Annotated in this window: 12 protein-coding genes; 9 read left to right on the top strand and 3 right to left on the bottom strand. The window is 45.6% G+C overall.

The features are described 5' to 3' along the window. The first annotated feature begins 90 nt into the window (after positions 1-90). The 3 genes from ACVA6Q_RS01780 to ACVA6Q_RS01770 all read left to right on the top strand — a co-directional run bounded on the left by ACVA6Q_RS01780 (position 91) and on the right by ACVA6Q_RS01770 (position 4,861). Complete coding sequence (locus ACVA6Q_RS01780) at positions 91-3,543, top strand: PAAR domain-containing protein (RefSeq protein ID WP_446646283.1); 3,453 nt, start codon at positions 91-93, stop codon at positions 3,541-3,543. Further along, positions 3,543-4,316 (top strand): hypothetical protein, encoded by a 774-nt coding sequence (locus ACVA6Q_RS01775; RefSeq protein ID WP_446646282.1) that lies wholly within the window; start codon positions 3,543-3,545, stop codon positions 4,314-4,316. The genes ACVA6Q_RS01780 and ACVA6Q_RS01775 overlap by 1 nt, the downstream gene beginning before the upstream one ends. Before the next feature lie 68 nt (positions 4,317-4,384). Further along, positions 4,385-4,861, top strand: coding sequence for an SRPBCC domain-containing protein (locus ACVA6Q_RS01770; protein ID WP_418642746.1), 477 nt, complete (start codon positions 4,385-4,387; stop codon positions 4,859-4,861). 29 nt (positions 4,862-4,890) lie between these two features. On the opposite strand, the gene ACVA6Q_RS01765 is transcribed toward ACVA6Q_RS01770, so the two are convergent. Next, on the bottom strand, positions 4,891-5,373 hold the full coding sequence (locus ACVA6Q_RS01765) for a GNAT family N-acetyltransferase (protein ID WP_418642745.1): 483 nt from the start codon (positions 5,371-5,373) through the stop codon (positions 4,891-4,893). 144 nt (positions 5,374-5,517) lie between these two features. Here ACVA6Q_RS01765 and ACVA6Q_RS01760 point away from each other — a divergent pair, with 144 nt between their 5' ends. Then, on the top strand, positions 5,518-6,417 hold the full coding sequence (locus ACVA6Q_RS01760) for a DMT family transporter (protein WP_446646281.1): 900 nt from the start codon (positions 5,518-5,520) through the stop codon (positions 6,415-6,417). Between the two features lie 116 nt (positions 6,418-6,533). Then, a complete protein-coding gene (locus ACVA6Q_RS01755; RefSeq protein WP_446646280.1) occupies positions 6,534-7,184 on the top strand; it encodes a hypothetical protein in 651 nt (216 codons plus the stop codon). Here the strand turns inward: ACVA6Q_RS01755 and ACVA6Q_RS01750 are convergent. After that, positions 7,154-8,935: an SgrR family transcriptional regulator gene (locus ACVA6Q_RS01750; protein WP_446646279.1), complete on the bottom strand. Its 1,782-nt coding sequence runs from the start codon at positions 8,933-8,935 to the stop codon at positions 7,154-7,156. The two genes, ACVA6Q_RS01755 and ACVA6Q_RS01750, sit on opposite strands and share 31 nt — an antisense overlap. A 628-nt stretch (positions 8,936-9,563) precedes the next feature. Between ACVA6Q_RS01750 and ACVA6Q_RS01745 the strand changes: the two genes are divergently transcribed. Further along, the gene (locus ACVA6Q_RS01745) at positions 9,564-10,694 is read left to right on the top strand and encodes an OmpP1/FadL family transporter (protein WP_446646278.1); all 1,131 of its coding nucleotides are present in this window, start codon (positions 9,564-9,566) and stop codon (positions 10,692-10,694) included. A gap of 119 nt (positions 10,695-10,813) precedes the next feature. On the opposite strand, the gene ACVA6Q_RS01740 is transcribed toward ACVA6Q_RS01745, so the two are convergent. After that, positions 10,814-11,320 carry a L,D-transpeptidase family protein gene (locus tag ACVA6Q_RS01740; RefSeq protein ID WP_446647157.1) on the bottom strand — a complete coding sequence of 169 codons (507 nt, stop codon included), beginning with the start codon at positions 11,318-11,320 and terminating at the stop codon, positions 10,814-10,816. Positions 11,321-11,592: 272 nt separating this feature from the next. Here ACVA6Q_RS01740 and ACVA6Q_RS01735 point away from each other — a divergent pair, with 272 nt between their 5' ends. The 3 genes from ACVA6Q_RS01735 (at position 11,593) to ACVA6Q_RS01725 (ending at position 13,739) form a co-directional block, all read left to right on the top strand. Next, positions 11,593-12,312, top strand: a complete 720-nt coding sequence (locus ACVA6Q_RS01735) for an SDR family oxidoreductase (RefSeq protein ID WP_446646277.1) — start codon at positions 11,593-11,595, stop codon at positions 12,310-12,312. 308 nt (positions 12,313-12,620) lie between these two features. Continuing rightward, a complete protein-coding gene (locus ACVA6Q_RS01730; protein WP_353499920.1) occupies positions 12,621-12,761 on the top strand; it encodes a hypothetical protein in 141 nt (46 codons plus the stop codon). 252 nt (positions 12,762-13,013) lie between these two features. Then, a complete protein-coding gene (locus ACVA6Q_RS01725) occupies positions 13,014-13,739 on the top strand; it encodes a sulfite exporter TauE/SafE family protein (protein WP_353499921.1) in 726 nt (241 codons plus the stop codon). Positions 13,740-13,822: the final 83 nt, after the last annotated feature.

Raw genomic sequence — 13,822 nt, 5'->3', positions numbered from 1 at the left:
GAGGCACTTCGCACTTTATGCAACCTAACTTATATGACTACCTACACCATGCTAGCATCTCTCGATATTTAGTCTACGTTAGAGTCCGAAATGGGAAAGCCAGCCGCGCGAATCGGCGACAATCATCAGTGTCCAGAAACCACAGCTAAAGTCTCCCACATCGGAGGTCCTGTTGCTGCTGGCTCGTCCAGTATCACCATCAATGGTATGCCTGCCGCTCGTAAAGGCGATAAGCTGATTTGCGTTGGTCCACCAGACACGATTAAGGAAGGATCATCTTCCGTATTTATTGATGGCAAACCCGCAGCACGTATGGGAGATGGCACCGCGCATGGAGGACAAATTGTCGCCGGCAGCGGAAATGTCTTCATCGGCAATGCTGGCAAATCGCCTGCAGCTTCATCAAGCTCTGGTAGTAAAGCAAAGACATCGGAATCTAAACAAAGTGAGTCGAAGTCCGAGTCGTCATCAAATCCTTCATCACAAAGCGGCTCATCGCAAAACAGCGGCAAAAGTTCTAAGGCTGAAAGCCGCGTATCACAACCTTATAGCGCACATGATCAAATAAACACTGCAACTAACTCGCAGAACGAGGTTGAAGAAGTCGCTCTACCTATTTCAATTGTCCCGATTCGTTATGCTTACGACACCGAGTTCTTAGCCAATCCACCGCCAGCACCTTACGCACAGCATAAGCTTAATAAAGTACTACCAAAAATTACCCGCCAGCTCAGAGATGGCTGGGTATATGTGTTTAACGAAACCACTAAAGAACTCAAAGAGCATCAGATAAATGGCGCGGTCATAAGTAACGGTGGCATCCAATATCCTGAAGGCACGACACTGAGTCTCGCGTTCTCTCTGTTTCAATGGACACCGCGAATCAAAAACACGCTTAGTGAGCAGGCGTATCTTAGAACTCGTTTTATGCGTCGGATCCGCTGTCAGCAAACCCCTCAAAAGCACACCAGCAATGCAGAAGGTTTAGACTCACTCGCGGATAATCATGTAGAACATCAATTCGCTCACAGCTCGGCGTCCGCTTCGGGACAATCTGAGCACCCACTAAATCATGTAAAACCAGCCTTCGACTCAGCACAGTGGCTAGCCAATGCAACAACCCCAGACAAGCTAGTCGTTGCACTTGATGACCCTTATTCTGATCTTCAAGACCTGACTTATCCTATTCTCCACCATGTTCGAGATTATTTGATGATCACTGAAGGAGATGAAGAGACACATCACAAGCTATTGATGGCTGGGATAGTGCGCAACCTTGCTCGCGTCCAAATAGACCAAAAACACTGGCCATCGAAGGTAACTCAAGAGAACTATGTCCAGTTTGAACAAGATCTACATCAGTATCTCGTGGCACTCGATGTGGAAACGATGGCTAAGCAGGTAAAAAACACTAACCTCGCCAACACCATGAGACATGGCAGTCAACACTCAACAAAAGCTCGAGAGAAACTTTTAAACGTATGGGGGTATCGGCCGAGCGGTGATATCCACGCGCAATGGGCGAAAAAGAAATCACTCAACAAATACGTTGACTGGTCAAGGCTCGACGCCTTCTCTACCCAGTTAGACCAACAACTCGATCGAGTCGATGCGCAGTTGGGGCTCAGTATTGACCTTCTATGCGCACTAATTCGAGATCTCGACGACGATCCTATTTCTTTGGGGATCGACAACCAAACTAAACAAGGTGTCGATCAGTATCTCGACCTTATGGATCTTGTGGTCACAACTTTAAAAACAGGAGCAGAGCATAGAGAAAAAAGCCAATCTAGTGTCAATCGTTTGTTGAGTGAACGTACTATACTCGCCTACGCCCCTTATGGAGGCAGTAAAGCTCTTGCTCAAGCCATAGCGCGAGATTTCAATCACGATGCTGATTTTGCTGGTATGTCTCGGTTCTCGGATCTTCTTGGCGTTACCAACAACTTCAGCGCTTGGGTTGAACAGCCCGATGTCAGAGAACAACACTGGTTCAGTATTCTCGACGAGCATTCTAAAAAAGTCATGCAGGCAATTACCTCCTCCGTTGTAGATTCGACCTCAGGTGCTTTTGATAGGATTTTGCTCGCCCTTTTCCCATTGACACCCAGTACCGGTTCCCAGCCCAAACGGCTGCTACTTATGTCTCTTTGGGGTGCAACCGTTAATCGCTTTACCCTCAAAATCAACCGCGACTATATTCAAGCCTCACAAACAGCACGCCAACAGCTACGCGACATTATCGAGCACAAAAAACGTCTATACGATGAAAAAATCATGAGCAGAAAACTCTATCAACAACGCGCCCTAGAGCTGCTAAATCTACAAAAGCGATTTGCTAAGACACTACAAAACACTGACTTCATCACCATAGTTAACAACGACCGAAGTACTCAGTTTAGGGCTGAGGTGAGTAGGCAAGTCGAGCAGTATGTGAGTGCTTCTTATAATAACTTTAAGGAGAAAGCAGCTCATGGCGCTCAATCTGTCGGCGGATTACTTAATTCCACTATTGTTCTAATAAACTTGCTCAATCTGCAAACATCTATGGATACTCTTCGATCACTGCCGGAGGAATCGAAACAATATAGAAAAGCATGGGAAGATCTGAGTATTAGTTTTTTGTGGACTCTACATGCTATTGGGGCGACTGCAGAGAGTGCAGCTAAATATTGGTTAGGTCGTAACACACGTATGAACCTTCTGAAAGTCAGTATCAAAGAAGTTTCCAGCATCGGAGAAACGACCTTGACGAGTAGAATGACTACACTTTTATTTAGGGGGATAGCCGTGGGATGTTTCGCTGGGGCAGCCGCAGCTATTTGGGACGCTTATCGAGACCTAAAACGAGCCCAAACAGAAAAAGCCCCTCTCTTAAGAGCATTAATCGTAGGTAGATCTGGCGCTCTTTTAGCTCAAGCTCTAGTGTTAATTCGTTACTTTGATAACGTAATTCTCAAGCGACTACCTCTATCAATAGCTCTCCCAACCTGGGCTCCAAGCACGTTGTTTTGGGGTAGTGCCGTTTTTCTTGTTCTATCAATTTTAATATACCTTTTGGAGAAAACACCTTTGGAGAAGTGGCTAAGTCAATCCAAGTGGGGAGCTGACTCAAAAAGCTGGCCAAAAGAAATAGAACTAAATAAGTATTATAGTTTAATTTTCCAACCCACAGCCAAAATACAAGACATCCAATATACAACGTACATCGAAGATATAACGTATTTCGGTAAAATCCCTATCAAACCAGAATCCTACATTGTAGATATTTCTTTCATCAAACTAAACCAGGCTCCGTTCATCGAAGTTTGTGATACAAACGTCGCCAATTTATCTAGCAGCAAAATCATAGATGTAGAAGGCTACCAAGTAGTCAGGTGTTGGATCAGTACTAAACTCAACAAGGTAAAGCTTCGCGTGGGGTATGAAGGGGGCTCATTACCAGAGTTCATCATCACACTTAACAGTCAAAAGAAAGTAACTATTGTTTCGAATACAACCACCTCTACTTCCACAAGTGGAATTACATTAGCGAGCATATGATGTTCAACACAGAAATAAAAAACAATAATTTAGAAAAGTCCACAATTGATACTCAACACGGCAATGCCAAGCACAAAACGTTAGACGAAGCAAAATCTATATTTAATTGGACAGTAACCCCTAGACGTGTGACTAGCGACTATATATTTATCGGATTTTTTGTCTGCCTGTCTATTTCTACTGGTTTGTATTTATATATTAACGATGCATCAATAGGTTTTGCGTTGTTTTCCACCACTATATGGCTTCTCATCTGCCTTTTTGTTTACTCTACTATGCTCAAACCTCAAACGTATGATTTTGAGCTTACTCGACACGGAATTCGAATAGGTACAACAGACAACGCGCATGAGATGTTCTACACCGCAACTCGAAAAGCAGCTTGGGTTGGATGTGGAGTTTGTATACTCGCCTTTCTTGTTGTTGGCCCATTGGCTTTTGCGGGTGGAGCGGCATTCGCTCTAATGGCACCTAAGTTTACTCAGTTTAAAAGACAAACCGTGTATAGCTCTTTCCATTTCCATGAAGTTGTCTCATTCAAATACCATCGCAAATCTTGGTACATGTCGATCCATCCTCACTTCCCGACTGAGACGCGACAGTCCGTGTACTACGATCATATGTCACCGTACTACTTTTTTATTGAACCCAATAAGCTATACCTTTTTATCTCAGCACTCAAAACCGTTGCTTCAATTGAGGAAGCCAAAGAAGTCGAAAACCTCGATGAGCTTAGACCTATCTTCGACTTCCCTACAAATCCTCGACAATGAGAAACTAAGCTTACTTCGCAAAGCGCGTATATAGTTAAAACATCCCCGCTACGCCATGCGAGATGATTATGAAAGAGTTAAAGCAAATACAATGGCCCGAGTACTTCCACCCCAAAAATGCGCCGGTGCATGTAAGAAACGAGAAGATTGTGCCTACGGACTGTGAACAAGTCTGGAATTGGATAGTTCGCGCGCCTTGTTGGCCGAACTGGCAGCATCGTAGGACACAAGTGCAAATTGTTAAAGGTGACAGTAGCGAGCTGCACAAAGGGACGGTATTTAACTGGGTGACTAAAACCATGCATTTTGAATGTACGGTAGTTGAGTATGAACCGTTTGAGCGTATTGCATGGCGAGGCAAGACAGGTGGAGTCGATATGTACCACGCTTGGTTGATTACACCTTGCACCCAAGGGTGCCACATTATCACAGAATCGACACAGCGAGGCGGACTTCGCTGGCTAACCGGCCTGTTTGTTAAAAAGCAAGTCGACGCCTACCACCAGCATTGGTTAGAAACACTGGCGGCTCAAAAGAAAAGCTAATTGGACATTGTACAAACTGAGTTTAATGTTTATAACGTTTTCAGCATCCAAACATCACAGCCATTATGTAGCGTGCCCGGATAAGGTTTCGAAAGGTGCTCAAAGCCTGCAAGCTCATAAAGCTTGATAGCGGCCGTCATTGAGCTCAGCGTATCAAGGTAGCAGCTTTGATAGCCCTGCTGTTTGGCAAATGCCAAACATTGCTCTGTTAGCTTTTTCCCCAATCCATGCCCGCGACTTGTCGGCAGCAAAAATAGCTTCTTCAGCTCACAAACCCCAGCGTGCTCACCAAACGGAGCAATACCACCGCCACCAACCACTTCGCCATCCAATAAGGCGACCAAGTAGAGGCTTCCCTCTCCTTCATGGTAGTGTTCACTCATCGCCAACACTTCAGGATCCGAAGGACCAAAACCATCACCTATCGCTCCATATTCTGCGCCAACTGTTTTAATCACGTCACAAAGCGCTTCATCATGCTCTGCGGCCACTTTTACTACTTGTACATCCATTGCATTTTCCATTGTGATTAAGAGGGGAGCGACGACGCTCTTCTGAGTAATATATCTTATGAACAATTCTCTGTTTAGCTAATGTTGGCATCGGGTTAGGATTTACTACTGATTTTGATAGGCTTTGACCATGAGTTTTTAACCATGAATAGCACCGTTACACTCTCCTTTGCCGCCATGACGGCGTTTGCATTCAATTCGCTACTGTGTCGCCTAGCGCTTGGCAGTAGTGCTATCGATCCGGTGAGTTTTACCTCAATTCGTCTTATCAGCGGAGCCGCTACACTTATTGTTCTCAGTACCTTGATTGCCCGCAGGCAGGGGATCAAAACTCAAACACCAAATACATCCATTCCATTAAAACAATCGCTGGCACTAGGTGCTACTTTGTTTGGGTATGCGCTACTGTTTTCTTTGGCTTACATTACACTGGATACTGGCACTGGAGCGCTGATTTTATTCGGTACCGTACAGTTTGCACTTGTCATTCACCATCGTCTTACTGGACATACCCTCACCCCACTCGAGATGGTCGGCATGTTCGTCGCTGTTGGCGGATTTATCTTGCTGCTACTACCGGGGGCAGCTCAGCCATCTTGGTTGGGAGCAAGTCTAATGGTGGCCTCTGGGCTCTGTTGGAGTGGCTTTACGTTACTAGGAAAGCAGGTTAATTCACCGGTTATAGCAACGAAGCAAGGTTTCATCGTCGCCAGTGTGATGGTTTTCGCTTTTGCGATTCTAAGCCAGGTACTGTTCGCTTTACCAAGTACATTCACTGCGTCCGGCATCTTATATGCCCTGCTTTCTGGCGTCATCGCTTCTGGGCTCGGCTATTATCTTTGGTACCGCCTTCTGCCAACTATCGACGTACTGCAAGCGTCATTGATGCAACTAAGCGTGCCAGCAATCGCTATGTTTCTTGGGTGGGGATTGCTGGCAGAAACGCCGTCTCACCTGTCGTTGCTGGCGACCGTATTGATTCTGACCGGAATCGCCGTTGCGACATGGGCGAAGTCGCGCTCGTCTGTGAAAATCGATAAATAGCTGTGATTGCCAAATAGAAATCTAGATAAGATACAAAACCTTAATTGGTATCTGAGCGCAATCTGCACTAACTTATAGCCAAGATAACTTAGTCCAAACTGCCTATTGAGATGCCAATGAGAACTCTATTTTTACTCACCCTCGCCACCTTACTTCCGATCACAACCACATTCGCTGCCAGCGATGACACGATAGCTACTGCTCAGCCTTCTGATGACGAAACTGAACAGCCTTTGGTAAACATAAACATGATGCTGGATCTCGACGGCATCGAGCAGTCAATCAATCGCTCTAGTGTTGCCATCGATAACTTAGCAACATCACTAACCTTACTATCACAAAATGAAAGCTTGAACGAAGAACAGCGCCAAGTGTTGGTCGATACAATAGATAACATTAATGAACTTACGGAGATGTCTAAGTCATCTCTAGCAGCCTTACCAGGAGCGCTTGAGCAATCTCAGAACTCTATTGCCAACAGCACGAAAAAATTTGCTTATGATGTTCGCTTTAACGTACTGCTGCTGTTAGCACTGTTGGTGCTGTCAATTGTATTGGCATTGGTAGCGGCATACTGGCTATTGCTACGTCCAATGCAAGGCACCATTTTGCACGCAACTCGCAACGTTTCCAAAATGGCGACGGCGATTCACAAAACCGCTGAATCGCTTGAAACGACCACCGAAAACCAAAAAATCATCACCCAGCACCTGCATGAGACTGAGTCTATTCACACTCAACCTGCTGACCAAACATCCCGTAGTTGAGGCCAACCCCAAGAGGTGATCTCAACGCCTTTTATCACACCTTCAAAGCTCAATGTCTGCCTATGGTGGAACATTGGGCTTATCACCCCTTCATGAATCAACATAGAACCAAACGGCTCTAGTTCAGTGAGATAATCTCTGGCCTCGCTATTAGCACGGATCTGGTTGATCTCTTTAATAAGCCAAGTACTCAGTTCATCACCAATCGTCGTATGAAGAACAGGATCACTCAAAAAGAACAAGAGCGCCGAAACCTGATAATTGTCATCGAGGTTGAGACTGCTGAGCACCAACTCTTCTTCAAACCCTTGGTTGAATGACTTATCAATAAACTCATCAAAGCTATAATCATGCAGGATTGCCTCTACCCCTTGCTGTTGTAAAAGGCGTTTCATTGCCTTAGCACCGCGAGTGATCCCCGGGTGATGATAGAAAGCAATACTCAGCGTATCGGGTAACCGTGTAGTATTAGAGCTAAGACGTTTAATCGGCTGCCAAAAAGGGAAAAAGTTGGTCGCATTTTGGGCGCCAAACTTTTGGTCGTCCCGTTGCAATTGCTTCCAAATTTGTTCTCCACTAAGCGCCTGGCTCAGCCAGCGGCGTTGGTCATGATTCAGGTTGGTGTTCCGCTGATTAAAAATCATGAACATACATCCGTGTTCGATACGAGCTTTCGAATCCGTTCTCCCCTCACTTTTACCTTCGTCCGCTAAATAGTCGAGCTCTGGATGTGAAATCACGGGAGTCGCTTCATGACCTACACTGTCGGTGACTGAATGATTGCAACTGGTGGACTCTTCCGAAAACAGATCCTTCTTAAGCGACCATATTGATACCTGATCGGTCAACGCGCGCAAACCGTGGTAGCGGTCATTGGCGGTAAGTTCCATCTTCTCCAAAGTATGTTCCGCCAGCGAAAATACACCGCACCCAATCACAGGTTTGGTTGTTGAACTCGATGCCGAACTCAATGACTCTCTCGGCTCAATGGAGTATTTGAGATCAGTAAGTAATGCAGCAAACCCTTTGTCTTGCCGCGTCAGCGTTACCTCAAGAGTATTTTCTCCCACCGCTTCGATACTCACCACATGATCTAACTCATTTCGAAAATAAGGTAACGATTGTGCATAAGCCAAGCTTTCCGACACTGCTTTAGCATGCACAGGGCTACCATTGTGGAAATAAACCGATGGGCGAAGGTAGAATCGCCAAACGTGAAAGTTCTGTTCTGCCTCCCAATGATGAGCAATATCTGCGACAACGTCTCCTTGCTCATTTAACGTCACTAACCCAGCGTGCACCTGACGAATCAAAAATCGCTCACTATTGCGATGCGGCCGACTTGGCGACAACGCAGTAAAAGGGCGGTTGTAAGTCAACTGTACTCTTACTTTACCTTCAGAAAGCTGCGCACCGGCATTTTGTTGCAGCAATTGACCAAAAGCGACTTGGTCATGATGCAGAAATTCTAACGCCTTATCGTACTGACTCGACTTAACCCAGCCCGATGCCACATCTCGTTTGACCTCGTCATCGCTTAACGCACGAATTAGAGTTGAGCGTTGATTGCGCCCCACTCTTGGAAGCCATGATATCCAGCGCTTTTCAGTCATCATTTTGAGAATGGATCTTGTGTGCCGCGGACTGGCGAACAGCATCTCCGACACTTGTCCTAGAGTCACTGCGTGCTCTTTACCCAACTCCAAACCTAACAGGCGCTGATAATAGCGATAGAGATTAATAGATTCCAATAATAGGCACTCCCAGCGAAAAGTAGCGTTCCTTATTTTAGCTCCAAGCGGAGGATTTAGCTATGAATTCGCTATATAGCCCAAATTAAGGCACCGATTTAGATCTAATCGCTCTGTTTTTCGCTTCCCTATAAAGACTCATACTACGTACATGTTCAAAGACAAGCACAGCCAGAGCCCGCAAATGAAATCCAATAGCCACGCAAAGTCAGCCCATCCATTGACAACCTATTACCTAAACCAGATTGCCAACCAAAAGCATCGTCCACGTTGGCAAACTGAAGCGCTAGTTCAACTAGCTAAAACTTGTCAGTTCCTGAAATAAACCGAATTGCGATAGCTGGGGAAGCATGTTTATGCTCCCCCCCAATTAAACATTTCTATTTCCCCAGCTATCGCTTCTTCACGACAACTATTCGCACAAAACAGTTCAGACAAGAAAAGTCTGACACGCTACCAAGTAAACCAACCGCTCGAAAATCACCTGCAATTACTCACAGCAAAACACCGTGAGCACAACGAGCTTTATAGCGTTCAGATAGGTTGACATCTTTATTCACAAAAATCTGTCCATGGGCGAAAAACCACGTGCTAGACTATGCGTCTTTTTTACTCAACCATTACGAAAATGTCTTTCACACAACGTGTTGCAATAACAGCCTCTGTTGGCCTGTCAACGATAATGCTAACGCCAATTTCAAGCGCTACAGGCCTTAATTTTTGGGAATCATCCACTTCTAATAGTGCCCTAGCCAGTGCAAACGGTGCATCCGCGGTCGACGCCAGTATCTTGGCGACAGCGCCATCGAGTATGACGCAGTTAGAGTCGACTACGGTAACAGCGAGTGTGACTCGTTACCAAGTGGACACCGATTACGACATTTTGGGAACCAAATCCTCCTACTCTAAGGCCAACCCCATCCCGGCCGGTTTCTTGGTGATACCTCTTGAATCAAATTGGTATGTCGGATTGGCCGCATACAGCCGTACGGCAGCAGATATTTCGATTTCAGAATTTAAACTTCCACCTCCTCTTAACCTGCGTATCTTGGATCAAGCTCGTGTTCGACCTATTGTGGTCTCTTTTGCACCAAGCGTAGCGTACAAAATGGGAGATGTGAGTCTCGGTGTTGCTCTCGAGTATCAATACGCAGACTACCTTCTTGAGCGCAATGACTGCAATTTCTGGGGAAAATGTAGCCTAGAAACAACAGAAGGGAATACTAATGGTTGGAGCGGTGCGCTAAGTGCAACATGGCAAGCTAACTCGTGGTTAACACTGGCTGCTACACATAGACTAGCGAGCGATTTCGGGGACAGTAATATTCAGTTTGACCTGCCATCTATAACCAGCGTCTACGGCACCATCGCAATCACTGACAACTGGTCTTGGCATAACACCTTCAGCTTGTCGCGTTGGGATGGGCAAGGTGTGACTTATGCCGATTACAGCGATCCTATCCAGCTACTCAAGGGATCTCGTCATAGCAAACGTTATGCAACGTCGATGGAATACAGAATTGGTGATTTGGCACTGCGTGGTGGCGTAAGCATCGATGAAGCGATTGATTCATTTGGTGGCGAAGATGTGCGTTATCGCCTAGGTGCCGCTTATTCGTTCAGTGACAATCTAACCTTAGATTTAAGCGGTTTCAGTGAGCACTACGCGAGAAAGAACGTAAAGGTGAGTAACGATCTTCAAGTCGACGTACTCAATCAAGGCTATGGCATCAGCTTGGGCATGACTTATCGCTACTAACTACCATTTAGTATGACGAGTGTTTTGAAGCTACAAGTGTTTTGAAATAATTGGTGCTTTACGATACATGGTGCTCTGCTATCTCAGAGCACCTAATTTGCAGTCAGAGTTGTTCATCGTTACCAACGAATGTAGATAGGGGTGCCTATTTTCACCAAAGAAACGAGTTCATCCATCTCTTCATTAGTGATGGCGATACAGCCATTCGTCCAATCAAAACTCTGAATAAACTGTGCCGCTCGGCGATCGCCATTTTTTAAACCGTGGATCTTGATGTTACCACCTGGGCTCACCCCCAAACTCTCCGCTCGATTCTTGTCTCTGAGGTTGGGATAGCTTATGTGCATTGAGCGATAAAAGGCCGAATCATCCATCACGAAGTCTAAGTAATACTTTCCTTCTGGCGTGCGGTTGTCCCCTTCTTGGATCTTATGGCCGCGTGGACTCTTACCCAGAGCAATACGATACTCCCGAACCACAACGTCACCGTCCATCAAATACATTCGCCTGACAGACTTTTTCACTTCCACGCGATCAACCACTGCCTGTTTTTCAAGCACAAAACCTTGAGCTTGCGTAGGCAACGCGATGACCATCACCAAAACTAATAACCACTTATACATCAGTCTTTCCTCTCGTACCCCAAGCAAACCAAGCCTTGGGAGGCCGATTCTACCCCTTCCCACTCTAGGTTCCAACGAAAAGTCCTAGTTATGGGTTGAGCTCTGAACGCTATTTGATGCAAGCGACTGAATACATTATAGGAATAGATTTCTCTTGTTTTTGTTGTCATATGACAACACTGTTTTCATTAAATCCCCATATATCAACAATAATAAATTGACTAAACTACTTAGCAACTTCACAGAGAAGTCCAAACAATCGTTAAGGTGAACACATGAAAAAGCTCGTTGTTATTACAGGTGCCAGCTCTGGTATTGGTGAAGCTATTGCTCGTCGTCTAAGTGACGCTGGCCATCCTCTATTACTGCTTGCTCGTCGCGTCGAAAAACTTGAAGCACTAGAATTACCAAACACTTTGTGTGAAAAAGTCGACATTACTGACAAAGCGACTTTCGAAGCAGCGATTCAAAAAGCGGAACAAGCTTTTGGCCCTGCTGACGCGTTAATCAACAACGCAGGTGTCATGCTACTTGGCCAAATCGACACTCAAGACGCATCTGAGTGGAAAGCCATGTTCGACGTCAACGTGATTGGCCTTCTAAATGGTATGCAAGCGGTGCTGGCACCAATGAAAGCACGCAATGCTGGTACTATCATCAACATCAGCTCCATTGCTGGACGTAAAACCTTTGGTAATCACGCTGCATACTGCGGTACTAAATTTGCCGTGCATGCTATCTCTGAAAACGTGCGTGAAGAAGTGGCTGAATCTGATGTACGTGTTGTCACTATCGCTCCAGGTGCCGTTGAGACCGAGCTGCTGTCACATACAACTTCTCAAGAGATCAAAGACGGCTACGATGAGTGGAAAGAGGTCATGGGCGGCGTACTAGCGGCTGATGATGTGGCGAGAGCCGTTGAGTTCGCTTACGCGCAGCCTCAAAATGTGTGTGTTCGAGAAATCGTTCTGGCGCCAACTCGTCAGCAGCCATAGGCGCTTTTTTTAACGGTGGCGATGCTCAGTAGCATCGCCTTTTTTATGACCATTTTTTAGCCATTAAAGCCAATCCAATTTAAAAAAATACGTCTGAAAAGCAGCAAATAAATGAATCGAAACACTTTGAATATAAGTATTGCAAAACGTTTATTTTGTAATCAGTTGTAATTCTATGACGCTGTCTGATTTTTCAGCATATAGTTGCAAAAGCTTTATTATTAGTAGCGTCATATCGCAAATCCCTTCTCTTCCCTGGCGTAAAATAGCGTTAGTCAATAACGATTCCTGAATGAAGGAGAAGTGAAATGGATAGAATTATCAATACCTTAGGCTTATGCATCATTGCAAGTAAGTACGCTATCGTGCTCTTAATGGCGGGTATCACATTCAGTACTGGTGTGATAGCAGCAGAGCTACTTTACACAGGGATGGAAAACTCTGAATAAGCGGTTTGTAGGGAATATATCGCGACAGACCTCTATTTAACCTTTTCGTTGCTTTATATTGTATTTGGGAGCTTTTGCTCCCATTTTTATATCAATTGAACTTTGGCCGTTGCTCGTGGCATTTACAGAGCCTGACCTCGTTACACAACCTTCTCACAACGCAAGATTTATCTTCACCTTACTATGCCGCTTGGACTAAGTTGCAGGTACAATGGCCACTTATTCGCATTGTTGTTTGAAAAGGGACAACCCATGTTCGCTGATTGGTTTAGCCAAACATCGCTTATTGCCATGCTGCTCATTTTTGTTGGCTCCTACGTGCAAACCGCCATCGGTTTTGGGCTGGCCATTGTAGCCGCGCCTTTGCTCTTCCAAGTATCTCCCGACTACGTGCCTGCGCCGATCTGTTTAGTTGCACTCTTTATTTCGATCCTCAACGCAATGAAGCATCGCAGCAGCATTGCCATTGGTGGACTCAAAATGGCCATCATTGGGCGTATCCCGGGTTCTATTGCTGGCGCTGGGCTTCTGCTTTATGTATCAACGCAAGTATTGTCACTTTGGTTAGGGTTACTGGTTGTCTTTGCGGTTGTCGTCAGCCTGCTTCCTGTTCGCATTGAGCCAACTCCTGTAAGAATGGGGATCGCTGGTTTCTTCTCGGGCTTTTTTGGTACCAGCAGCGGCATTGGTGGCCCACCAATGGCATTGTTGCTTCAACACCAAGAAGCTAATCAGCTGCGCGGCAACCTCTCTGCATTTTTTGTGTTTAGCTCGTTTATTTCACTCCTGATGCAAGCACCCATTGGTTTTTTAACCACGCACCATTTGTTTATTACGGTTCCACTTATCCCAGCAGCATGGCTTGGCTACCAGTTAGCTAAGCTCACCACAGACTCGTTGCCGAAAGAGAAGATTCGCCTTGCAGCACTAGTGCTATGTTCATTAAGTGGCATCACCGCCATTTGGCAGAGCTTTTAGGTTCGCCTAGCTACTTTTACTCGTACCTACCTAATCAGCAAACACAAAAAAAGGAGCGAAATCGCTCCTTTTTCATCGCTCAA

Source organism: Vibrio sp. DNB22_10_4 (assembly GCF_052879755.1).
Note: the sequence above shows the minus strand (reverse complement) of the source record. Positions and strands in the feature narration are given on the sequence as shown.

Coding starts and splice junctions, on each gene's coding strand:
- ACVA6Q_RS01780 (WP_446646283.1), top strand. CDS start 91: ATGGGAAAGCCAGCCGCGCGAATCGGCGACAATCATCAGTGTCCAGAA.
- ACVA6Q_RS01775 (WP_446646282.1), top strand. CDS start 3,543: ATGTTCAACACAGAAATAAAAAACAATAATTTAGAAAAGTCCACAATT.
- ACVA6Q_RS01770 (WP_418642746.1), top strand. CDS start 4,385: ATGAAAGAGTTAAAGCAAATACAATGGCCCGAGTACTTCCACCCCAAA.
- ACVA6Q_RS01765 (WP_418642745.1), bottom strand. CDS start 5,373: ATGGATGTACAAGTAGTAAAAGTGGCCGCAGAGCATGATGAAGCGCTT.
- ACVA6Q_RS01760 (WP_446646281.1), top strand. CDS start 5,518: ATGAATAGCACCGTTACACTCTCCTTTGCCGCCATGACGGCGTTTGCA.
- ACVA6Q_RS01755 (WP_446646280.1), top strand. CDS start 6,534: ATGAGAACTCTATTTTTACTCACCCTCGCCACCTTACTTCCGATCACA.
- ACVA6Q_RS01745 (WP_446646278.1), top strand. CDS start 9,564: ATGTCTTTCACACAACGTGTTGCAATAACAGCCTCTGTTGGCCTGTCA.
- ACVA6Q_RS01735 (WP_446646277.1), top strand. CDS start 11,593: ATGAAAAAGCTCGTTGTTATTACAGGTGCCAGCTCTGGTATTGGTGAA.
- ACVA6Q_RS01730 (WP_353499920.1), top strand. CDS start 12,621: ATGGATAGAATTATCAATACCTTAGGCTTATGCATCATTGCAAGTAAG.
- ACVA6Q_RS01725 (WP_353499921.1), top strand. CDS start 13,014: ATGTTCGCTGATTGGTTTAGCCAAACATCGCTTATTGCCATGCTGCTC.